At 74.2% G+C, this 23,304-nt stretch carries 16 protein-coding genes and 1 pseudogene; 9 read left to right on the plus strand and 8 right to left on the minus strand.

What is annotated here, in order from left to right; all coding sequences use genetic code 11:
- Positions 1-869: 869 nt before the first annotated feature.
- On the plus strand, positions 870-2,177 hold the full coding sequence (locus ACFWIC_RS34295) for a hypothetical protein (RefSeq protein ID WP_380520810.1): 1,308 nt from the start codon (positions 870-872) through the stop codon (positions 2,175-2,177).
- Positions 2,178-2,545: 368 nt separating this feature from the next.
- On the opposite strand, the gene ACFWIC_RS34300 is transcribed toward ACFWIC_RS34295, so the two are convergent.
- Both ACFWIC_RS34300 and ACFWIC_RS34305 read right to left on the minus strand, forming a co-directional pair.
- Entirely contained in the window at positions 2,546-2,992 is a 447-nt protein-coding gene (locus ACFWIC_RS34300) for a hypothetical protein (protein WP_380520812.1), read from the minus strand.
- On the minus strand, positions 2,992-3,558 hold the full coding sequence (locus ACFWIC_RS34305; RefSeq protein WP_380520813.1) for a hypothetical protein: 567 nt from the start codon (positions 3,556-3,558) through the stop codon (positions 2,992-2,994). Before ACFWIC_RS34305 ends, ACFWIC_RS34300 begins: the two co-directional genes overlap by 1 nt.
- A gap of 369 nt (positions 3,559-3,927) precedes the next feature.
- Here ACFWIC_RS34305 and mobF point away from each other — a divergent pair, with 369 nt between their 5' ends.
- The 5 genes and pseudogenes from mobF to ACFWIC_RS34330 all read left to right on the plus strand — a co-directional run bounded on the left by mobF (position 3,928) and on the right by ACFWIC_RS34330 (position 13,680).
- The gene (gene mobF, locus ACFWIC_RS34310) at positions 3,928-8,766 is read left to right on the plus strand and encodes a MobF family relaxase (RefSeq protein ID WP_380520814.1); all 4,839 of its coding nucleotides are present in this window, start codon (positions 3,928-3,930) and stop codon (positions 8,764-8,766) included.
- A gap of 204 nt (positions 8,767-8,970) precedes the next feature.
- On the plus strand, positions 8,971-10,875 hold the full coding sequence (locus ACFWIC_RS34315) for a hypothetical protein (RefSeq protein ID WP_380520815.1): 1,905 nt from the start codon (positions 8,971-8,973) through the stop codon (positions 10,873-10,875).
- Positions 10,872-11,150, plus strand: a pseudogene (locus tag ACFWIC_RS34320) (WhiB family transcriptional regulator); the annotation flags it as partial. The gene ACFWIC_RS34315 and the pseudogene ACFWIC_RS34320, both read left to right, overlap by 4 nt.
- Before the next feature lie 249 nt (positions 11,151-11,399).
- Complete coding sequence (locus ACFWIC_RS34325) at positions 11,400-12,047, plus strand: hypothetical protein (RefSeq protein WP_380520816.1); 648 nt, start codon at positions 11,400-11,402, stop codon at positions 12,045-12,047.
- Between the two features lie 568 nt (positions 12,048-12,615).
- Positions 12,616-13,680: a PhlD gene (locus tag ACFWIC_RS34330; RefSeq protein ID WP_380520817.1), complete on the plus strand. Its 1,065-nt coding sequence runs from the start codon at positions 12,616-12,618 to the stop codon at positions 13,678-13,680.
- On the opposite strand, the gene ACFWIC_RS34335 is transcribed toward ACFWIC_RS34330, so the two are convergent.
- Genes ACFWIC_RS34335 through ACFWIC_RS34345 form a run of 3 tightly spaced genes read right to left on the minus strand, consistent with a single transcriptional unit; the run spans position 13,575 to position 16,257 of the window.
- Positions 13,575-14,504 (minus strand): hypothetical protein, encoded by a 930-nt coding sequence (locus ACFWIC_RS34335; RefSeq protein WP_380520818.1) that lies wholly within the window; start codon positions 14,502-14,504, stop codon positions 13,575-13,577. The two genes, ACFWIC_RS34330 and ACFWIC_RS34335, sit on opposite strands and share 106 nt — an antisense overlap.
- A complete protein-coding gene (locus ACFWIC_RS34340; RefSeq protein WP_380520819.1) occupies positions 14,501-15,949 on the minus strand; it encodes a DnaB-like helicase N-terminal domain-containing protein in 1,449 nt (482 codons plus the stop codon). Before ACFWIC_RS34340 ends, ACFWIC_RS34335 begins: the two co-directional genes overlap by 4 nt.
- Entirely contained in the window at positions 15,946-16,257 is a 312-nt protein-coding gene (locus ACFWIC_RS34345) for a hypothetical protein (protein ID WP_380520820.1), read from the minus strand. Before ACFWIC_RS34345 ends, ACFWIC_RS34340 begins: the two co-directional genes overlap by 4 nt.
- 1,610 nt (positions 16,258-17,867) lie before the next feature.
- Here ACFWIC_RS34345 and ACFWIC_RS34350 point away from each other — a divergent pair.
- On the plus strand, positions 17,868-18,137 hold the full coding sequence (locus ACFWIC_RS34350; protein ID WP_380520821.1) for a hypothetical protein: 270 nt from the start codon (positions 17,868-17,870) through the stop codon (positions 18,135-18,137).
- 322 nt (positions 18,138-18,459) lie between these two features.
- Here the strand turns inward: ACFWIC_RS34350 and ACFWIC_RS34355 are convergent, their stop codons facing one another.
- Together ACFWIC_RS34355 and ACFWIC_RS34360 are read right to left on the minus strand one after the other, a co-directional pair.
- On the minus strand, positions 18,460-18,666 hold the full coding sequence (locus tag ACFWIC_RS34355; protein WP_380520822.1) for a hypothetical protein: 207 nt from the start codon (positions 18,664-18,666) through the stop codon (positions 18,460-18,462).
- A gap of 808 nt (positions 18,667-19,474) precedes the next feature.
- Entirely contained in the window at positions 19,475-19,744 is a 270-nt protein-coding gene (locus tag ACFWIC_RS34360) for a helix-turn-helix transcriptional regulator (RefSeq protein WP_380520823.1), read from the minus strand.
- Between the two features lie 552 nt (positions 19,745-20,296).
- Between ACFWIC_RS34360 and ACFWIC_RS34365 the strand changes: the two genes are divergently transcribed.
- Entirely contained in the window at positions 20,297-22,192 is a 1,896-nt protein-coding gene (locus ACFWIC_RS34365) for a helix-turn-helix domain-containing protein (RefSeq protein WP_380520824.1), read from the plus strand.
- A gap of 655 nt (positions 22,193-22,847) precedes the next feature.
- Here ACFWIC_RS34365 and ACFWIC_RS34370 read toward each other — a convergent pair.
- Positions 22,848-23,021, minus strand: coding sequence for a hypothetical protein (locus tag ACFWIC_RS34370; protein ID WP_380520825.1), 174 nt, complete (start codon positions 23,019-23,021; stop codon positions 22,848-22,850).
- On the opposite strand from ACFWIC_RS34370, the gene ACFWIC_RS34375 reads away from it, so the two are divergent.
- The gene (locus ACFWIC_RS34375; RefSeq protein ID WP_380520826.1) at positions 23,011-23,187 is read left to right on the plus strand and encodes a hypothetical protein; all 177 of its coding nucleotides are present in this window, start codon (positions 23,011-23,013) and stop codon (positions 23,185-23,187) included. The genes ACFWIC_RS34370 and ACFWIC_RS34375 overlap by 11 nt on opposite strands.
- Positions 23,188-23,304: the final 117 nt, after the last annotated feature.

Below are 23,304 nucleotides of genomic sequence, written 5' to 3' on the forward strand. Positions count from 1 at the left end.
GGTGTCGGGGTGCTGCGGCCGGCCGTAGGGCCGGGGCGGGGGAGTGGCAGGGTCCCGCCCCGCTCCTACGGCCGAGGGCCGTCGGTCCGCAGTGCCCGCCCGGCCGCCGACACCGCCTCGCCGGAAGGGGGTTGACCGGTGGGGTGTGGTGCCTATGGTGTGTCCTGTTCCCGCCCGGCCACCGCGTCGAGCACACCCCGTGGGCGGTGCTGCGGTAGTGCGGGCCTTCCCCCGGGTTACCTCCCCGCCCCCGCTGCGCCGGATGGACGGGTCGAGGCACCCTGCGGGGGCACCACCCACCCGCGCCCTACATGCAGGAGACCGGGCCGGGGTGCCCCCTGGCCGTCCCGGCCGCGCCCCGGCAGACCACACCGGGCCCGCGTGGCCGTATCGGGCGGCCCGGCTGGCCGGACCCCCACCCCCGGGGGGTTCCGGCCAGCCCCCCGAGACCGCCCCGCCCGCCCTCACCCCCCCGGGGTGGGCGGGGTGCCCGGCCGACCGCCCCCGCCCCCTCGGGGGCGGTCGGCCGCCCCCAGCCAGGCCCGTACCGCCACGCCCTCCCCCAGCGTGGTGGTGCGGGCCTTCTGCCATGTCCGGCCGCAGCCCGCCGTGCCGGCGGCCGTACCGACCAGAGCCCGCCACCACCCCGGCCCGGCCCGGCGCAGCTGCGCCCCGGCCCACACGGGCGCCCGGCACCGCCGTCCACGTGCCCCGCCCCCAACCAGATGCCGCCGCCCCCGGCCGACGGCCGACCAGCCACCCTGTCACCACGGGCCACCAGCCGCACGCAAGACCGGGATTGACCGGCCGTCAGCCACTCCTACCGTGCCGACCACCAACCCCCGACACCGACCCGGAGACACCACACCATGCCCATCGACCGCGTGCTCATCGACCCCGAATCGACCAGCTTCACCGCCAGCGACCTGCTGACACTCCTCGCCCGCCAGTTCGGCCCCGACTGGAACCCCCACCCCGGCCAGCCCCCGCGGCTGTGCCACACCGACGGCTTCACCGTCACCGTCCAGTGCGACGCCCATCCGCGCACCCGCTACGACGAGCCCGCCCACCACGACGAGACCCCCACCCCCCACCCGAGCCCCGGCCCGGACCCCCGCACGGCCCCGGCCCCCCAACCGAACGGCCCCTACGACACCACCGACTTCGAGGTCACCTGGACCCTGACCGACACCACCCACCCCACCACCGCCCCGGGCCAGCAGCCGACCGAAGCCGTCCACGGCGCCACCCTCCTCGACACCGCCATCCAGGCCATGAACACCATCGCCAGGATGAAGCACCACGCCACACCCCCCGGCCCAGGCCGCATCGACATACTGCTCCTGCACGACACCCGGACCGGCCGACTGACCACCACCGCGTGGAACGACGGCATCCTGATGACCGACACCCCGATGCCGTACACGACCGCCTGCCACCAGGTGAACGTCCACCACATCACCGCCCCCGCCCACGACCTCCCCCACACCTGGTTTGAGCACGCCACCCGCCTCCCGGTGAACACCCCGGCCGCCGTCACCGCCTGGGTCCGCCACACCGCCCGCGCCCACCACCCCACCGCCACCTGCGACCAGTGCCGGCCCGGCCCCCGCACCTCCCGCCAGCCCCTCACCCCCCAGCTGCGCCGGGTACTCCAGCAGATCGTCAACGCCGAGCCCAACGGGGTCGCGAACGCCATCGTGCTGTACGCCGACGCCCTGACCCAGGGAGCGATCGAGCACACCGAAGACCACCCCGCAGTCCTCGCCGCGCTGTACCCCCAGCACACCGGGACCGACGCCACCCTCCAGGTCCCGCTCCCCGAAACCGCCCAGGCCCAGACCCGAGCCGCCCACACACTGGACAACTGGCGGCGCGCCATACACCGACTGCACCTGCTCGCCGTCGGACTCCTCACCGACTCCAGCAACAACGAGCAGCGAACGCACAAGTCCTGGCCGATCGACGCCCGCACGTTCCCCGACGGGTACACGATCACCACCCTGCGCCAGGCGTTCAACGGCGACGTCGCCGCCACAGCCGCCGCGATCGTCGAAGCCCTCACCACCCCCGACAGGCACCCGATCACCACCCTGCGCCAGGCGTTCCACGGCGACGTCGCCGCGATCGCCGAGACCTCCACCATCCCCGACAGCCAGCCCGACAGCACCGCCTGAGAACCCTGAACCCCCCGTGCCCGGGGCTGTCCCTACCGACAGCCCCGGGCGCACCGCGGCAACGGCCCGGTACCCGACCGGGAACAGCCGGCCACCAGCCGCACCCCACGGTCGCCGACCACCGCACAGCACCCTCGCCGGCCTCGCCGCCGCCCAGCGCGGCGAAGGCGCCACCCTGACCCCCGGAGTGCGCGGCCGAGATCGCCCGGGTCGTCCTCCACTCCCTCCAGGCGCGCGGCCCGCCCGGCCACCACCTGGCCGCATGACCGCCCCACCACACAGCCCGCCACCACCAACGGGGGGCCGCCGCCCGCCTCCCACCCGGGAGAGGGCAGCGGCCCCCCGTTCGCCGTTCCCGCAGCAGCGCCTCAGCCCTGCGGCGGCCTGCGCATCCACGGCGCGGCCGCGCCCGGTCCCGGCGGGGGAACACCAGGTCCCGGCCCCACCGGCCCGGGGGCCTGCACCGGCCCGGGCGGCGGATACCCGCCCGCCCCCGGCCACCCCACCGCGGGCACCGGCTGACCCACCGCCGCCGGCTGCGCCGGTCCAGCCACACCGCCGTCGACCACCGCCCCCGTGAACCGCCCGGGCACCGCCGCCGCGACATGGAACGCCAACCCCACCTCCGCTCCCACCACCACGCTGGTGCTCTCACCCACCAGCACCACCTTCTCCCGCCCCACCACCTTCCGGTACGACACCAGCCGCATCCCGTGGACCAGCGGCCCGTCCGGGCCCTCCTCCACCACCTCGAACGCACCCCCCAGCCACGACGGGTCCAGTTCCCCGGCCGCCACCTCCGACACCTGGGCCATCACCGCACCCCCCGACCGTCACCCGAACCCGGCGCGGTGCCCGGCCGCGCCGGTACACCCACACCCACCGCACCCGGCCCCGGCGGCGTACTCGCCGGCGGCACCCCCACCGCCCCGCCACCCTCCCGCCCCCCACCGCCCCCCGGCACCACCACCGCATCCACCGGCCCGGAACCCACCTCATCGCCGCGCCCGGCCCCGGACGACCTCACGAACGCCAGCATCCGCCGCAGCTCACCCACCTCCACCCCCAGCCGCTCCGCGACCTCCGCCTCACTCACCCCCACCCCCCGCACCTGGAGACCCTTCATCCGCGCCGCCACCCGCGCGCCTGCCTCCCACCCCTCACGCCCCGCCTTCTCCCGCGCCGCCCGGAGCTTCACGATCTGCTGCTCCAACCCCTCCACCGCCCGGTCGGCACGCTCCAACAACGTCAGGAACTCCTCCGCACCCTCGGCCAGCGCCACGCCACGGGCCTCGTACTCCACCCGCAACTCCCGCGCCCGCCGACGGGCCGCAACCGACGACACCGCACCCCGCTCAACCCCCGCACCCTTCGCCACCACGGACCGACCCCTCTTCCCTCCCGGGACCCGGACCGAGCCGGCACCCCGCACCTGACAGCGCGCCCCACACCGGGACACCGCACCCCCAGGCAACCGCGCCACCACCCGAGGACGAAAGCCCGCACCGCCCCAGATCCCGCCAGGCGGAAAGTTCACCACCCGCCGGCCCATGAACTTCCCACCGGCCCGGACACCGCCGCACCGCGCCCGCACCTCCACCCTCACCGCCACAACCAGCGAGAACACCCCCGCCCAGGCATACCGGCCGCAGTGCGCACCCCACCGCACCCTCCGCGCAGGGCGGGAAACCGGGACCGAGATCCCAACAACTCTTGCATCACCGCAGCCGGGAAACCGACCCTTACGGCCATGACGGTGGCCTTCGCGAAGATGACGCCCGGGAACGGGTACGTCTACCTGATGCGCCAGATCGCCACCGGCGACGAGCTGCGCACGCGAGGCCGGGACCTGGCCGAGCACCAGACGGCCGCCGGGGTGCCGCCCGGGCAGTGGAGCGGCCGGGCCGCGGCCCTCCTCGGCGTGTCCGGCCAGGTGACAGAAGCACAGATGAGAGCCCTGTTCGGGGAAGGACTGCACCCCCGCGCGGACGAGATCATCACCGAGCGGCTGCGCGCCGGCGACACCCCGCGCCAAGCCCGGAACGCCGCACGCCTGGGCGCCGGGTTCTACCAGTTCGGGCAGAAGCCGACCGAGCTGGCCCTCGCCATCGAGCAGCACACCAAGGAGTGGGAGCAGCGCACCGGGCGCCCGCCCACCACCGACGAGCGCAGGGCGATCCGCCGGCAGACCGGCGCCAAGGCCTTCAAGGCCGAGTTCGAGCGAGAGCCCCTCGACGGCAGCGAGCTGAACCGCTACATCACCCGCCGTACCCGTCCCGCGCGCCAGCCGGTGGCCGCCTTCCACACGGTGTTCCGCCCCTCCAAGAGCGTCAGCCTGCTGTGGGCCCTGGGAGATGACGACGTCCGCCAGACGGTCGAGAAGGCCCATGAGGAGGCCATCGCGGCCACCTTGGTGTGGATCGAGGACAACGCGCTGGCCACCCGCTGCGGACCGGGCGGCGTCGCGCAGCACGACGTCACCTCCGGCCTGGTGGCGGCGCAGTTCCGGCACTTCGACTCCCGGTGCGGGGACGCGCTCCTGCACGACCACGTGCTGCTCGCCAACAAAGTGCAGGGCCCGGACGGGCGGTGGCGCACCATCGACGGCCGGCTGCTGCTCGCCCAGGCCGTCTGCGCGTCCGAGGTCTACAACGCCGAGGTCCTGCGCCGGGTGTGCAGCGCCCTGGACCTGGCGGTGACAGAGCGCCCCAGCGCGGACGGGCGCCGCCCGGTGATGGAGATCGCCGGCATCGGCCCCGGGCTGATCAAGGCCTCGTCGGTGCGGGCCGCGGCGGTGCGCGAGCGGATGCCCGCCCTGCTGGACGCCTACCGCGCCGCGCACGGCAAGGAGCCCTCACTGCCTGCCCGGATCGCCCTGCAGCACCGCGCCTCCCTGGAGACCCGGCCCTCCAAGAAACAGGCCCGCCCCCTGGCGGTGCTGCGCGAGAACTGGAAGCTGGGCGTCGCGGCAGCCTTCGGCCGACCCCTGGTCGACAACCTCCTGCGCAACGCAAAGGCCGCCGGCCGCGAGGTGCGCCGGGACAAGGGCCCGCCCCACCTTCACCTGGACAAGGCGGCCCGCGAGGTGGTCGCCACCGTCTCCCTGCACCGCGCCGTGTTCGGCAAACGCCACCTCCTGGCCGAGGCCCACCGATACGTCACCCGCACCACCGGCGGCCGCGCCGGCGACGGCTGGGCCGACCGGATCTGCGACCACGCCCTACGGCAGCTGTGCCTGGACCTCACCCCACCCGACATCAACCCCGCCTTCGCCCCCCTGCAGCGCGCGGACGGCACCAGCGTCTACCGGCGCCGCGGCGCCGAGCTCTACACCACACCACAGATCCTCGCCGCCGAGGACCGCATCGTCGCCGCCGCCCGCCGCCCCACCAAACCAGCCTGCGGCGAGCACCGGTTCCAACGCATCGAGGCCCGCCACAAGGGCCCCCTCGACCCCGGTCAGCGCGCCATGGCCAAGGCATTCGCCACCTCCGACCGCACCCTCGTGGCGGCGATCGGACCGGCCGGAGCGGGCAAGACCACCGCGCTGCGCCTGGCCGCGAACGCCATCGGCGCCGCCGGCCGCACCACCGTCGCACTCGCCCCCTCCGCCCGCGCCGCCCACGTCATGGCCCAAGAACTCGGCCGCCCCGCCCACACCCTCCACTCCTGGCTGCGCCGCCAGCGCCTGGCCGACGCCGGCAACCTCGTCCTGCCCCGCACCGAGCGACTGCGCCGGGGAGACGTGATCATCGTCGACGAGGCCGGCATGGCCGCCACCACCCAGCTCGCCGCCATCGTGCGCCGCGCCGAGCGGGCCGGCGCCCACGTACGCCTCATCGGCGACCCCGCGCAGCTCACCGCCGTCGAAGCGGGCGGCGTGCTGCGCCTGCTGCAGTCCGCGGTCGGGGCCGTCCACCTCACCGAGGTCCACCGCTTCCGCCACCCCCAGGAAGCCGCCGCCTCCCTCGCCCTGCGCGACGGCGACCCCGGCGAGGCCTTCGCCTGGTACCGCAAGCAGGGCCGGATCCAGGGCGGCGACACCGCCGCCATGGCGGACGCCGTCTTCACCGCCTGGCGCCGCGACCTGAGCGCCGGCCGCACCCCGCTGATGACCGCCCCCGACCGCGACCTCGTCGCCGCCCTCAACCGCCGCGCCCAGGCCTGGCGCATGGAACGCGGCCAGCTCCTGAAGCCCTCCCGCTGGCGCCCGCGCCCCGCCAAACTGCGCGACGGCCACCACGCGCACGTCGGCGACCTCGTCGTCACCCGCCAGAACCAGCGCCGCCTGACCTGCCTCAGCGGCCGCGACTTCGTCAAGAACGGCGACGTGTGGGCCATCGAGCGCTACACCCCCACCGGCGACGCCATCGCACGCCACACCCAGCACCGCGGCCGCCTCACCCTGCCCGCCGACTACCTCAAAGCCCACTGCGAGCTCGGCTACGCCTCCACCATCCACCGCGCCCAGGGCATGACCGTCACCCGCTCCCACGCCCTGCTCACCACCCGCACCTCCCGCGAGGCCGCCTACGTCGCCGCCACCCGAGGCCGCACCGGCAACCACCTCTACATCGCCCTCGAGGACGACCAGAGCCTGGACGAGGCGCTGCTGCGCATCGCCACCTACAGCAGCTTCGCGCCCTCCGCCCGTCAGACGATCCGCGAACAGCAGGAACGCGCCTGGGGCATCGGCCAGCTCCACGCCGAGTACACCGACGCCGCCGAGCGGGCCACCCGCGAGCGCTACGCCGCCGCGGCCCGCACCGCCCTGGGACCGCCCGCCGAAGCGCTCATCACCGCCGACGCGTTCACCGCGATCGTCAACGCGCTCGGCCGCGCCGAGCGCACCGGCTTCACCCCCGAGCGGATCCTGGCCGCCGCCCACCGCGAACGAACCCTGGCCGGCCTGGACGTACCCGGCGCGGTCCTGGCGTGGAGAATCGACCGCCGCCTGCGCACCGCCCGCGCCGCCGAAGCCCACGCGGACGCCGACCCCAACCCGGCCGCCCGCCTACTGCGCACCCTGACCGACGAGCAGCTGGAGCGCATCACCGCCCTCGCCGCCACGCACCGCACCCGGGCCCTGACCGAGCTGCACGCCGCCGACGTCCAAGCCGCCGCCACCCCCCAACCGGTCACCGCCGCCGGCCGCCGCCACCCGGCCTGGCCCCAACGCCCCTACGGCACATTCACCCCGGGCCAGCTCGCCGACCGGCTGCGCGCCGCGCGCCGCACCGCACTGCGGGCCGCCGACGAAGGCGACCACCGCACCGAACTCGCCGCCGTCGAAGACCTGGTGGCCCTGCGTGCCGAGCAGACGCTGCGCCGCCAGATGCCCTGGCGCGACCGCTGCCGGGAGGACCACCAGCGCACCCGCCCAGGCTCCCCTGCCACCGCCCCCGACCCCGCCACCGCGGCCGCCGCCGACGCCGAACGCGCCCAGCTGCGCCAGCACGCGGCCCGCGACGCCTGGCAGCGGGCCGAGGCCGTCACCGCCCGCGCCGGCGCCGAACGCCACCTGCGCCGCATGCTGCCCGACCGCCCGCCCACCGACACCAGCCACGAAGGCGACCTGCCCGACTGGCTCACCCCCACCACCGCCCTCGACGACCCGCCCACCCCCGACGCCTGGCGGCGGCACCTGAGCGCGCGCCGCGACATCGTCGAACGCCACCTCGCCGCCCGCGGCGCCCAGCTGGCCGCCGACACCCCCGCCTGGGCCGCCCCGCTCGGCCCCCTCCCGCCCCCGCAGGCCGGAGCCGCACTGCGCGCACAGTGGGAGCGCACCGCCGCCCTCACCGACGCCTGGCGCATCCTGCGCCAGATCCCCGCCCACACCGACGGCCTCGGCCCGAAGCCCGACGCCGCCCAGCACGCCGCCGCCTGGGACGCCCTCGACGCCCGCATCCGCGCCCTGCACCACCGCGTGCGAACCGCCCACCAACCCCACCCGGCGCCGACCGCCCACCTCACCCGCCAAGCCCTCAACCAGCTCGCCCGCGTACGACAGCTGCGCACCACCGCCCACCCCTCCCACCCCGACCCGGGCACCGCAGCGCCACCCCCGGCCGCCGCCTCCGCCCCGGACCCGGCAGCGCCCGCCACCGACCGGCGCCCTGCGACGCCGCTCCCGCTGCCCCAGGCCGAGCACCTGGGCCAAGACGCCCTGGCCGCAGCCCTCGCCGGCCGGAAGGCACCCGCGCAGTGGGTCGAGCAGATCCCCGCCCCCGACGAGAACGACACCGGCCAGCAGCATCTCTACCGGCGTCTGGTGACCGACATCGCCCACTGGCGGCTGCGCCACGGCGTCACCGGCACCGACCCGCTCGGCCCGCCCCCCGACCGGGGACCGGGGCAGGAGTGGACCCACCTCTCCCAGGCCCTCGACCTCTACCGCACCGCCCGCATCACCGACCGCCTTCACCTGCTGCGCGTACGCCGCGAGGAAGACCGCGAGCGCCTGCAGACCGCAGCCCAGCAGGCCGCCCAGGCCGCCGCCCGCACCCCCGCATCCCCGCCGTCGCGCCCCGTGCCCGGCGCCAAGTCCGGCCGCCCGCGCCGCCCGGGAGGACGCCGCCGACGGTGATCGGAACATCCGCGCCGACCCCCCGCCCCGGCCGCGCACGATCCCGTCAGACGGAAGGCGCGCACCACCGCTCCCGCCCATCGGGAGCAGCACCGGGCAACGGTTGCCGCCCGGTACGCCGCTCCCGCACGCTCGATCCCCCCAACCCCGCCCCCACGCACGAGAGGCAGGCCGTTGACCGAGCCGACACCACCGCCCGACCCCGTGAGCTACGCGCTCACCTCCGTCTACACCAACCAGTACCTCGGCGGCACGGACGGGCCCTCACTGCTCACCGCCGACCCGGTCACCGCCGCGCACACCTTCCTGGCCACCGACCGGATCGGCCACCTGGAGGTCATGGCCCACGCCACCGCCCCCGACGGCCCCCTGCTGCCGGTGCGGCCCGGCGAGATCGTGGAACACGCCCTGGCCGAACTGCCCGCGGACGACCCGCGCCACGACACGCTGCGCACGGCGCAGGCCGACTGGCTGGAGGACCGCCTGTGGGACCGGGAGGACGAGCCGTACACCACCGCGCCCGCCGGACCGGACTGGCACCGCGCCGGCGCGGCCTGGGGCGCCCAGTTCACCGCGCCGCCCGGCGCCGGCGTCCTCACCGAACTCGCGGCGCGCTACCCGGGCACCGAGCAGTCACACGTGCCACTGGTGACGGCGGCCCTGCGCACCGTCCGCGCCATCCGCCAGGCCGCCGGACCGGTCCGCCACCAGGACCGGCAGGCACTCGCGGCGAACTGGCGGATCCTCAGCCCCGTCTGGCCGGGGCCTACGGAGCCCGCCGTCCTGGCCGCCGCCGCCTGGTACCTGGAGCGCCTGGTTGACCTCGACCCGCTCACCGCCCGGCCCCCCGCCCACCTCACCGACGCCCAGCGCTCCCAGTGGCGCGAGGCCGCCGTGGACCTGCAGCGCGACCTCTTGGTCCTTGTCCCCGAACGGCACCCGGCCCGGATCGAGACGTTCACCGCCCTTGCGTATACCGAATCCGCAGACCCCGCGTCGCACAGTGACGCCCCCACCGGAGAAGCCGACCGCCGCCGCGTCGAAGCCGCCCTCGCCAAGGCGCTGGACCACCTGCCGCTGGACGGCGAGGTGCGCGAGCGGGTGCGCGCGGCCGCAGCCGGCGTCCTGCGACCGCCGCAGCCCCTCCCGATCCCCGACCAGCCGGCCCAGGACGCCGACGCCGCCCTCCACTGGCGCCGCCGCGTGCCCTCCGCGCAACGGGCGGCCGAGGACGCCGACGCCGCCCTCACCCACGCCCACACCTACGTCGCCCACGCCCAGCGCGAGATCGACCACGGCATCAGGCCCGCGGGCTCGCAAGGCACCACCGTCCTCGCCGCGAACCAGGCCGCCGAGACCACCGGGCGCCACACGATCATGGGCCGCCTGCTCGCCCTCGCCGACGCCGAACGCGCCGCAGGCGCCCACGAACCGCACCTGCACTCCCTCGCGGGCAAGGCCGCCGAAGCGGCCCGCACCGCAGCCCAGAGCCGTGCCCTGCGCCCGATGGAGGTCCACTTCGCCGAGCAGGCCGCCTACGTCGCGGCGTTCGACGCCGCACGTGCCCTGCTCGACGAGGCCCTCGACGAGCAGCGCCGCACGGTGCGGGCCACCGTCGCCGCGCACTTCCCCCGCCCCGGCCACCGCCTCGGCGACCAGCTCGCCGCCGACATCGACCAGGAGGCCGTCGCCCGCGCGCGCAACGCCGTCGACGTCCGTACCCGCGCGCTGGACGACCTCCTCGCGGCCGACCGCAACCCCCGAGCCCGCCTCGCGCCCACCGCCGAGCAGATCAGCGAGGCGCGCTCACGCGCCGACGCCGCCCGTCAGCGCCTCAACGAGATCACCGGCAAGGACAGACCCGCCACCGTGGAGGCACTGAGGGCCCTGCGCGCGGTCATGGATCTGCCCGCACCGCCCCCGCCGGGCGACAGCGAGGGCGCCGGCCGTCTGGCCCGCCACCGCCGGCAGCTCGCCGAGCGTCTCACCGGAACCCTCCCGGCCGCCCCCACCGGGCCAGCCGCCACCACCGCCGCCGGACCGCGTCCGGCTCCAAAGCCGCCCCGGCGCGAGACCCGTCCCACCATCGTGAAGCGAGGAACGCGATGACCCACCGTGAAGACCGCCAGGCCCCGCGGCGCGACTGGCTGCACCGCGCCCTGTGCAGCGAAGAAGACCCCGAGCTGTTCTTCCCCGTCGGCAACCAGGGCCCCGCCCTCCTGCAGATCGACCAGGCCAAGGCCGTGTGCCAGCGCTGCCCGGTACGCGCCGAATGCCGACTCTGGGCCCTGGCCACCCATCAGGAAGCCGGTGTGTGGGGAGGCGTCAGTGAGAAGGAACGGCGCTCCATCCGCTACCGCGCCGCCCGCACCCAGGCCAGGAACAAGGCGAAGGAGACCACCGACCCCGCCCCCGCCAAGAGCCCCGAGACGGACGGACAGCGCCGCCGCCCCGCAACCCGCACCACCGTCCTCGCCCAGACCTGAGCCCGCCCGCCCCGGCGGGCGGGGCCGGGCACAGCACCCTCTTGCCCCGGGGTGATACACCTTGGACACCGGGCAACACCCGTACCCGGCACACCGATCGCAGAGCCCCGGGCCCCCGGCGCCCTGCCCCACCCACCGGAGAGCGCCGTGTCCCGCGACCCCTACCGGCGCCTCTACGAGGACAGTGAGATCTTCGCGCTGCACCTCGCACGCCGGGCCGCCGGTCCCACCCTCACCGCCGACACCGCAGACGCCCTGCGCGACCTCGCCGACCGCCACCCCCCGCTCGTGGCGGACGACGCGGCCATCGCCCTCACCGGCGCCCTCGCCCGCCTGGCCTGCACCGCGCTGCGCGCGGCCAGCCTGCACCACCACCCCCTGGCCGCCCGGCTCCTGGGCGACCAGCCGGCCCCCAGCGCCGCACACCTGCGCGAGATCACCGGCGTCCTCGACCAGCTTGACCACGGCCTGCTCAGCACCGACCCGACCACGCTGGGGCACTGTTTCGTCGAGCTCGTCCGTCTGGCCCTGGCCGAGCAACTGCCCGGCGGCCGCTCCCTGCACGAGAGCGCCGCCGAGCCCTTCAGCTACGCCCTGGCCGCTGACCAGACGCCCGACACCGCGCTGGCACCGCTGGTCACCCGTGCCGCACACATCACCCTCGCCTGCCTGTACCACCTGCTCGGCCCCGACTCCAACGGCGGCCCCCACGCTGGCGCCGTGCTGGAGCAGCTTCTGGACGGCTTCGAGCTGCACAAGATCACGCAGCAGGCCACCGCGGCGGGCACCCCGTGACACCACCGGGACCGGCGGCAACCAGAGAGGGCGACGCAGCGTCAACCACCGACACCCACAAGGTGCACCACCGCGTCCATTCCCCGGCGGCCGGTGTCGGGCTCGGCACCGCCAGGTAGCGTGATCGACATCAGCATCCGCCGACGGGGGGAGGGATGTCATGGTGCTGAGCTGTCGCAACTCTGCGTACAACACCGTGCGCGGGAAGGTCACCAGCGGGAGTCCCGGCTGCTTCACCGGCGCTGCTCGCACGGCCGCGTACGGGCGCCGGCGCCGCCCGGCACGGACGGTGAACCACACCGCCGGCAGAACTGACGGCCCACGCCACGGGCCCGATCCGTGGCGTCGGCCCGGCCCCGGGACCGGCCCGCCACCCTTACACCGCACCCGCGCCTGAGCCGGCCCGCGCCCGCACCCCTCCTACGGCGACCGCCCACGCGCCACGCCACCCGACCGCGCTCCGCCGCCCGTACCTGCCCGGCCGGAGCGGACGCCCGCGCCCCGCGGTGGCCCCACCACACCCACCGGCCCGCCGCAGCAGCGAGCCGCACCCGAAGGGACCCGAGCGTTGATCCCTCCCACCGCCTACGTCAGCCGCCCCGCCCTCGTCCTCGGCGAACACGTCGTCCACGCCACCCGGGTCCGCGACGACATCCTCGCCTGGAACCCCGACCACCCCAAGCTCGAGGTCGTCCGCAAGGCTCTCGCCAACCTCCCCGGAACTCGCCGCTACCTGCGTCCCTACGAGGAGATAGTCGCCGAGCGCAGTCCCACCCAGCGCAAGGACGACGTCTTCGGCGTCATCCTCGAAGCCGCCCAACAAGCAGCCCGGACCGCCATGGACCAGGCGTGCGTCACCCCCGACGACATCGACTGCATCATCACCACCAGCTCCACCGGCGACCGCATGCCCGGACTCGACGTCCACCTGCAGAACACCCTCCCGCTACGCCCCGACATCCGGCGCCGCCCCCTGACACAGCTCGCGTGCGCGGGAGGCACCCAGGCACTGATCATGGCCGAGGAGCACCTGGCCAGGTACCCCGGACACAAAGTCCTCGTCGTCGCGGGGGAGTTCCTGTCCTCCCTCTACCAGCAGTCACTGCTGTCGATCGAGGACCTCATCTACAAGGCCCTGTGGGGCGACCTGGTGGCCGCCACCGTCGTGGCCACCCGCCCCCTGGGCCCCGCCGCGTCCCTTCGCATCGACCACACCCTCGAGTACGTGATCCCCCACACCACCGACCGCTACCGCAAGGAGACCGATCAGAGAGGCGACCACTTCTCCTCCACCAGAGCCTCCCTGCGCTCGGTCACCGACCTCGCGCCCGTCCTGCTGGAGTGGCTCGCCAAACACATCGACACCCCCCTGGACTTCGGCGTCCTGCACCCGGGCGGCCCGGCGATCCTCACCAAACTCGCCACCGCACTCGACGTCGACGACAAGTTCACCCGACACTCGCGCGAGGTCCTCGCCGAGGAGGGCAACCTCGGCGGCCCGACCATCTTCTCCGTCCTGGAGCGCACCTACGCCACCCCTCCCACCGACGGCGGCCGCGGACTGGTCTTCGGCCTCGGCCCGGGAGTCGCGCTGGCCGCGCTTCTGGTGACCTGGACCGATCCGCGGGCCTGACCCCTCACCAGCGGGGCCGCCCGGGACACATCCCCGGGCGGCCCCGCGCCGGCACCCGCGCTCACCGTGCTGCCGCGGACACCCTCCCGCCGACGCTCCGCGGCAGGAGGACGACGCCAGGAGGAGCCGGCCGGCCGGGGCCGGCGGACCAGGACCGGCGACGTGGGGGAGAGCGGCGCGAACCCGCCCCGCCCGTAGAGGCGGGCGAGCCGCTCGTCGGCGGCCACCGCCACCAGCGAGATCCCGTTGTCGTCGGCCCACTCCAGGAGCTCGCGCACCAGACGGCGGGTCGCCTGCCCGTCGCGCCCGCCGGCCAGCGACCCCACCTCCGCCCACGGCCCGCGCAGAACGCGGACGTCACGGCGCAGCCGCACCCCCGTACGGGCCGCCCGGACGAGAGAGACGAGTTGCCACATCAGCAGAGCCGCGGTCAGGAGCAGCACCGCGGTCATCGAGTACCGGCTGCCATCGGGTCCCGCGACGGCGCCCCCGACGGCGGCCCCCGCCACAGCGGCAGGGGCGAGTATCGCCGCGAACGCGGCCACGGTACAGGGCAGGAGCAGCACGTTCTGCCAGGCGGTACGTGTCCAGGGCTGGGGCCGACGCAGTACGAGCGTCGCCGGGCCCCGGGCCATCACCCGGCCCGCGCAGCGGTGGACGACCGTCTCGATCAGCCAGAACGGGGCGAACAGGGCGCGCAGCCACCGGGGGCGGGCGGTGGCGGGGGCGAAGGCCTGCGTGAGGACGCCGGCGAGCTGCGGCAGGCGGCGCCACGGCGCGAGCAGACCGACCGGTGTGCGGACCGCGGCGGCTGGGGATCTCACCGCGCCCCCTGGCCGGTGCGTGCGGGGGACCAGGTGGCCTGGGTGAGGCGGGCGGCCTGGGCGGAAGCGTGCTGGAGGTGCCCGCGGGCGGTGCCGATGACCATGCCGGGGGCCGCGGTGGGATCGCCGACGGCGGTGTTGATCGCCGACGTCGCGGAGCGCACGTGCTGCACGATGCTGGCCTCCACCAGCTGCCGGCCCCCGGCCTGGGCGATGCCGGGCCGGCCTGCCTGGTACATCGCCCACACCTGCTCGGGGGCGAGCGCGCCCGGCGCGACGGCGCCACGCCGGTGGGCGTCCCACACCACCAGCGCCGGGTCGACGGTGCCGCGGCCGCTGGCCGCGTCCTGGAGGGAGGTGAACAGCTGGGCACGACCCGGCTGGGTGAAGTCCTCGGCGCGCAGCCAGCGGCCCACCTGCTCCATCTGTCCGGGGTCGCGAAGCAGCGATGACAGCACGGCGTCCTCGGTGAACGCCATCTCCGGACGCGGGGAAGCCTGCGGCGCCAGCGCCGCGCCGACGGCCTCGATGCGGCCCATGGCCTGCTCCCAGCGGTCCTCCAGCCGCTGGAGGGTACCGAGCATGGCGTTGATCTCCATCTCGGCGGCGGGCGCGCCCGGCATCTGCAGGGTGTTCTCCACCCGCCAGGATCCCTCGGCGACCTGCTGCTGGATGCTGGTCTGCAGGACCCGCTGGCCGAGCTGGGCGGCGTGCTCGGGGTGGGGGACCTGCTGGGTGGTGGTGAGGGCGTGGATCTGCTGCGCGACGGCCGGCCAGGCGGAAGCCGGGACCGTCCAGCGCTCGTCGGCGGCCTTGTGCTGCAACTGCTCGTAGAGCATCCGGGCCAGCACCTGCTGCCGCTCGGCGGAGGAGGAGCGGATGGTGACGGCGGGGTGGGCGTACAGCTTCTCCTCGACCAGCGCCTTGTACATCTGACCGATCCACGGGTCCTGGAAGTCGCGGGCCTTGAGCCAGCCCGCCAGCCGCGCGCCTTCCTCGGGCCGGGCCAGGACGGCGGCCAGTACCGCCTGCTCCGCGAACTGTCCCTGCGCGCCGACCGTGCGCTCCAGGCTCGCCTGGGCCACCACACGGCCGTACTGGGCGGCGTTGGCGGAGTTGGGCACGCTGGCGGGCAGGTTCGTGACGTAGGCGGCGACCTGCTGCCAGCCGGCTCCGCTCACCTGCCAGCCGTCGGCGCCGGCCCGCGCGTGCAGATTCTCCACCACCAGGCGCCCCAGCACCTGGGTCCGCTGCTGGGGCGGCGCGGCGAGGACCACGGGGTGGGCGTAGAGGTGGTGGTCCACCAGCGTGCGGTAGACCTCCCTGCGCCACGGATCCGCGAAGTCCTCGGCACGCAGCCAGTCACGCACCTCCAGCGCACGACGGGGATCCTGCAGGACCGCACCCAGCAGGGCCTCCTCGGAGTACGCCTCCGGGCCGCTCACCGAGGCTCCGCCGGGCCCGGCTCGGCCTGGGTGAACACGGCCTGCTGGGACAGCGCCCAGCGCCGGGCCTCCTCGTCCAGAGCCGCGACAACCGCCTCCTCCAGCGGCTCCCACCAGCCCTCACCCGCACGCCACCACCGCTCCACGAACCGCACCGGCGCCCCGGGGAAGTCGCCCAGCAGCGCGGCGTCACCCGCCTCCAGGTGCTGACGCATGGCCTCCAGGCTTACCGGCCCCGACCGCAGCCGCTCCGCCCGGGCAGTAGCGAAGTCCGCCAAGGAGGACAGCTGCTGCTCGCTCAAGGCCATGACACCCCTCCATTCCCCGTCGTCGAATCCCAAGGCCCAGCCCCCGGCAGATGTGCCGAAACAGACGAGGACGGGTCCTGCCCCGCCATGAAAGGCCCCCGCACGGCCTACGGGGCAGCCCGCGAGCCGCTTGTTCCCGCCTGGCAGAAACTGCGGACGGAATATCCCGCCGGGCGGGATCCACAGCCCGGCAGGCTGCGGCCGCGCTCCTGGGCCGTGCACTGTGAGGGGGACCCGGCCCACCCGGACCGGCCACCCGGGACGGCGAGCTCCCCCCCCACGACCGCTCGCCGTCCCGGCCCATCTGCCAGCCGACCAAGGAGAGACCCGCGTGGAGCGCGACGAGGTGAGCGACGAGGACTGGGAGCGGGCGATGGGCCGCACCACCGAGGACGTCTTCACCCCTGACGACGACGGCTACGAACGCCGCACGCGCTGACCCGCCCCCACACCCGTCTCGGCCAGTCCGGACGCCACCGTACCCACCCCACCGCGCCGGGTACGGACGGCCTTCCCGCCCCGCCCCGGCCGCCGGCGGCCGGACAAGGAGGACCGCGCAGTGCATCCCGACTGGTGGACACAGGGCAACGCACGGGACGAGTCACCGTGGCTGCGCATCCCACACACCGAACGCAACCTGGCCGACGGCGACAACGAGCTCATCGCCCTCCAACTGGACGACGAGAGCACCGAGATCGGCCCCTCCTGGCAGGTCGGGCACACGCTCTACACCCTGGTCGGCCACCACGCCGTCACCGGCACCCCCATCCTCTACGCCCTGCGCGCCTCCGGCACCGTGCAACGCCTGCTCGAAAGCGTCCCACCGGAGCACCTCTACGGCGCCTGGCTGCTCCTCACCTCCCCTACGGCCCCCTCAGAACCGCTGCGCCAGCTCGCCTTCGAGTACCTCCTGGAAGAGAGCTACGCCGCACCCGACCCACTGGAGACCCTGGACGACATCGAACGCCGACGCTGCCTGCAGGCCCGCGACCTCAACGCCTGGGCCCGCGAGCAGGGAATCATCGCCGCCGCCACCCCGGCCACCTCCGGCCCCGACACGCCGGACAGCCCGACCCTCCAGTCCCCCACCGTCCAGGAGCAGGCCGCCGTCCGGCAGTGGCTGCGCGCGCTGGAGGACGAACTCGGCCTGCCCGCCGCCCCCGAACCGTCCGAACCGCACCCCACCGACCCCGCACTGGAAGAAGCCTTCGACCCCGGGCCCCCCGCCGGGACCGAATGGCTCCCCCCGCCGCTGACCCTCGCCGGTGACACAGCGGACGAGGGCGGGCCGGACACCGCACCGCTTGCCCCGCGCCCCCACGGACACCGCGGCGACGACGACCTCGACCGCGCCCTGCTGCGCGCCGAATGGGAGATGTGGCAGGCGGACCTGCGGGCCGGCGCGGCGACCTCCACCCTCGGGATGCTCCGCATCGACGCGCTCTTCGGCCGCGGCCCGCAGTACACGGCCCTCAAGCGGGGTGCCGAACGGCTGGCCTCCGCCGCCGCTCTGACTGGACAGGGCCCGCGGGCTCGCTCCCGGGTCCCGGGACCCGGTCGGCGACGCCGAGCGTCTGCAGGAGTCGCTGCCCCGCCTGCGGGAGGAGGCGGTGGCGGCAGACTGCCTCTCCGTAGAGGACCGCTTCGACGCGCTCCAGGACGAGGCCCGTTCGGCGCGGAACCTGTGGCGGTGGCACTGGTCCGGTGCCTGGCACATCCGGCAGGAGCTGAGGGAGCGCCACCGCGCGGCCGGAAGCCGGCCGGCACCGGCGGTGGAGGACTTCGAAGCTCCGGCCGTGGAGGACCTGCGGTACTGCGAGCGGCCGCTGAGGCCCGGTCCGGGGCCCGCCGCAGCGCCCGGGAACGGGAGCCAGGGGTGACGGACGGCCGCATCTGTGCCGGCCGGCGCCCGGGCGGCGAGGTGTCAGACACCCGGGGCTGGGAGACCGGCTCGCTTGTAGACCGCCTTGTACGCGGCCGCGGCGGCGGCCCGCTCGGGCACGGAGCGGGCCAGCGGCCGACTGGCCGCGCCGCCTACGCGCACGCCTCCTCCTGCACGTCCCGCACGCATCCGGGCCGGGACGGTCACGACACCCTCCACGCGGTCGCAACTGCACGAGCGCACCATGACGACGTCACAGACCTCGACGAGCGCACAACCGGAGTCGGCCAGCAGCGCAGGTTCGGGCCTTTGCGGGCTGCTCAGGTGTCGTCGTCGAGCAGTAGTTGGTCCACCTGCTCGAGTTTGTCCGAGGACAACTGTCCCAGCCGTACGCACAGTCGTCGCACCTGCGGGCTCCGTAGCGCGCTGGCCAGCGCCAGGTGTTCCTCCGGGCCCCAGATGGAGTTGGGAAAGAAGAAGCCGGGGGAGACCCTGAAGTGGTCAGCCAGCACTTCGAGAGTCTCCATGTTCGGATTCGCGGACCGGCCCGTGCGGAGTCTGTAGAGAGTGTTCTCGGCGACTGGACACTCACCCCGCCGCGCGGCGATCGCCGTGACGACGGCGGCATCCGACGGCGGCTTCTCGCCGGGTGGGGTCGAAGCTCGCCGGAGAGCCTCGATCCTCTCCGCCAGCGTTGGGGGCTTGCGGTCAGCGTGAATCACAGCAGCTCTGCCTCCACATCACGTCCCGGCAGGGCCGTATGGGAAGCCGGCATGCGGCTCCCTCATCATCTCTGGCCACGGTCGACCGGCTCTCTTCCTCTGGTTGCCACACGCACTTCTCCGAGCGTGTGCGGGACTCGGGGACGGCCGCTCACCGGAATCTGGGCAGCATGACCCGAGGCGTGCCCCACGGCCCGAGAACCACGGGTTCCACTCTCAGGGTAGGGCGGGCCTATGTCCACGCTCGAATTCGCCATCAGTGTGCCCGAAGGAGGGCCCCGAGTTGTAGGGGGCCGCCCACACCTGCCGCCGCTCGCGGAGGCACGGTCCGCAGGAATGCTCCACGGTGTCGGCCGGACCCCGCAGGTCCACCGAACGCGCTACCCGCTCCCGGCGCGACAACGCAACCGGCCGTTTGCGCCGCCGCGGCGGTTGGCGCCGGCGCACACCGGGCGGCAACGCCCGGCCGGTTCGGCCACTGCGTGAGGGGCCGGTGCGCGCCCGGCGCGTGCCGCGGCGCCGCGGCAGGTCACTGTCGGCGGCGGGGTGGGTGGAGCGCCGGGCAAGAGCCCGGAGGCCGGGCACAGCCGGCACCGCGTCAGCCACCCGGAGTTCACACCCCTGGGCCGTCGAGGACGATCTCATTCATGGACCGCTCCTCGGCCTCGCTCATCTTCAGCACCTTGGCGACCCGGTCCAGCAGGAGGCGGGAGGGGCGGTGGACGTTGCCCCGCTCGAAGTCGCCGTAGTGACGGCCCGATACCCCGATCATCTCGGCGACCTTCTCCTGTGACAGTTCCGTACGCTCTCGGCAGGACGTGAGAAGTCCGCGCAGGTCGCCGGTGGCGATGGCGGACAGGTCGTTCACGGCGTTGGGTGACATGGTCGGGAACCTCCTCGTGTGCTTGTCGCCCGCGCACACCGAGCGCCAGGGCTTCTCGGGACGGCCCCGGGCACTCCGGCCGACGGCTGGCGTCGTACTGCCGGGCGGGTCACCTTGAACGTAATCAGAACCCGGCAGGGACGGTACTGAACGAGAGCACCACGATTGTCCCCAAAACCTTGCACAGCGCACACCGGCGCACAACACACCGTCACCAGAGCGCCGGGCGCGCATTCTGTGGGGCGGCGCGGCGGACAGCCGATCGTGAGGCCACACGGCGACACGGCGCACCCATGGGTCGATGGCCGACGACCCACCAGGCAGACAGGGCCGCCACGCCCCGCACAGACGCATCCGCGTACGCCCTGCGCAACCACCGGCACACCGCCACGTGTCGGTATGACCGCATACCGTGTTCGCCAGGGCGGATTCTTTCCTATGATCGGCCTGTCATTCTCTGAATCCGTTCAGACCTTCAGGCCCGTCCGGGCCCCGGCACCCCAGCCCGCCGCACCAGGGTGCGAACACGCACTCACGTCCAGGAGGTGCAGATTGCCCACGTTGCGATTCGCGACCGGCGTGGAGAAATCAGAACTCCGCTTCGTCGAGGAAGCCGCCACCGCCGACGGCGACCGGCCACTCGAAGGCGTTCACGCGCTGACACCGGACAGCGACCCGGACCCCGACCAGATCCGCCGTCACCTCGTCGTCATCCAGGCCCAAGACCCACGACTGAGCGACCGGGCCCAACTGGCCCGCCTGCTGAGCTGCCTCGAGCGCGCCCAGGCGACAGCGCTTGCCATCGCCCACCCGCCGACCGGCCGCACCACCACGGCCGCGTCCCGCATCACCGCCGCCGAACGCCGCGGGATACCCCTGCTGACGATCTGCCACGAGCCCGCGACCTGGCTGCTCCTGCACCGCGCCGTCACACAGGAACACCAGGACCAACTGACCCGGACCGCCGCGCTACACCGCGAACTCCTGGAACAGATCCACCACCTCGGCCAGCCGGACGGCACCCATCGCCTCGTCACCTGGCTCGCCTCCACCGCCGGCGCCCACGTCACCGTCGTCTCCCCCCGGCTGCTGACCACCGCCGCCGCCCCCGCCGACGCCCACGACGTCCTCCAGCCCGCCCATGAAGAGATCACCAGACTCGCCCACACCGGCGGCATCGGATCCGCCGCACTCGACACCGCCGGTCACCAGATCCGGCTCTTCACCATCGGCGACACCTGCCCGGCCCCCGTACTCGCCATCGCGGCCCCCGCCTTCACCCCCCAGACCAACACCGCCATCGCGCGAACCCTCGACCTCCTGGTCGCCCAAAGCGCCATCGAGGACGCCGCCCGCGGACGCGCCCGCCTCAGACAAGGCGAGGAATCCGTACGCCAAGCCATCCTGCAACTACTGATGACCGGACACGTGACCGACGCCCAGCGCACCGCCGCCGGCATCGCCCCAGGAATCCTCGACACCGACGAATGCCGCGTCTTCGTCCTCAAAACTGCCTCCCACACCGAGCGCGCGACCGTCATCCAACAGTGCAACGACGCCGTCGGCACCACCGCGCTCGTCAGCGCCTGCCCCGCCTTCCCCGACGAGGTGATCGTCGTCGCACCCCGCCGCACCGCCGAGCACCACGTCTTCACCAACCTCACCACCGTCGCCCAGCACGCCCCCCGCCGCTACCTCGGCGGCAGCAGCCCCCACCGCCTCGCCGACACCGCCCAGGCCTACCTCGACGCCAGCCGCGCCCTCATCGTCGCTCGCCGCATCACCGCCCGGGCCCACCTCTATATCACCGAGATCCAACTCGCCCACGTCCTCGACGCCCGCGCCTGCGCCTGGGCCCGGACCCTCCTCGCACCCCTCCTGGACCTGCCCGACGGCCGCCGCGACCAACTCCTCGCCACGCTGCGCCTGGGCCTGGACTTCCAGCCGGCCGCCGCCGCCCGGATCCTCGGAACCCACCGCAACACGGTGGCCCGCCGCCTCGCCGAGGCCGCCGAGCTCCTGGACTGCGACCTGCAGGACATCGCCCACCGCGCGGTCATCGGCCTCGCACTCGAAGTCCGAGCCCGCAGGCACCACCGCGTCCAGCCGGCCGCCGAACCAAGCGTCGGGATCAGGTCGCTCCTCGACACCGACGAAGTGCGGCGATGGGCCGGACAGTTCCTCGAGCCGCTGCACTCCGACCGCAGACCCCTCCTCGAGACACTGGCCGCCTGGGCCCGCTCCAATGGCCGCGTCGATGTCGCGGCCGCGGCCCTCGACATGAACCCGGCCACCGTCCGCTCGCACCTGCGACAGGCCGAGCACCTGCTCCAGCGCCGCCTGGTGACCGGTTCCCACGCCGACACGGACACCGAGCCGGACATCGCGGGAGCCCACGACGTCGTGCTGGCCATGGCGACCCTGTGTGAAGACATCGTCCGAATATGATCTTGGTATGCCGTTGAGCGGGCGGCGGATCTGCTGCAGCGCAACGCGAGGCCGATGGCGCTAACCGCGGTGGCGCGCGAGCTTAGAAGGAGCAATCCCCGCGAGCGCGGGGCCGACAGTTGCTTGCCGTGGCGGCTGGCCTGGCCGTCAGTAGGTGGATTGACGCCCTCCGCACCCCTGGCCGGTGCGGCCGGGCCTGCTAGAACGCCTCCCAGGGCACGTCTTCCTGCCATACCCACCGGCCTGTCGCGGGGTCCGGCGTGTAGACGCGCGCCCGCCCGGGTACGGGCAGCCGGCCCTCGAGATGATGGCCGCCCAGGGATCGGGGTCGGTCGTGTCGACCTTGGTCTCCATGCCGTCCGGCGGGCCGCCGTCCAGTTCGACCGTCACCTTCGCCAGGTGTCGGCTGTAGCCGCGATGTGCTGGTCGACGGGGCCGGATCTTCCGGGCCGGCCTTCGACCGTTCCTGTCGGCGTCGATCGGATTCGGTCCGGCCGATGGCCGACCGGAGCGCTGTGGCCTCGGTCACGTTAGGCGCGTCAATCGTCACTGTCCGTGCTTGTCGCACTGATTGGCGGTCGGCCGCGCGGTCGGTGGAGATGGCTTCGTATCGGTCTAGCCCCAATGCCGTGTAGATAGAACTTGCGGATTCCTGTCACGGGTCTGGTGTGGTCAGGATGTCGATGCTGATGGTGGCTTTGTAGCTGGTCCGGTCGATGGTGCCTTTGGCGTTGTACTTGGAGATCGCGCGTTTGACGACGCGGGGGCGGGTGCGGATGCGCCGGTCGGGCATGAGGTCGGCCAGGACTCGTCGGCCGATGTCGTTCATCGCCGGAAACGCGCTCCTCGCGGCCAAGCTGACCAAGCTCGGAGGCATCTACAGGGGCGCCAAGCTGGTCGTCCAGGCGGGCAACTTCCAGGACAAGATGAAGGCCCTCGTCGCGAACTTCGGTGACGTCACGGGCCTGGGCACCGTCGCCTCCTACTGCTCGTAGAACCGCGGGTCGGGGGCCCGCCGCCCGCGGGGGGGGCCCCCCCCCCCCCCCCCCAAGGGGGGGGGGGGGGGGGAGTATTAAAAAAAAAAGCAGGCCGAGCAAAGTGAAAGTGTTTTA

Origin of the sequence: Kitasatospora sp. NPDC127035, assembly GCF_042726075.1 — a bacterium.
GTDB lineage: Bacteria > Actinomycetota > Actinomycetes > Streptomycetales > Streptomycetaceae > Kitasatospora.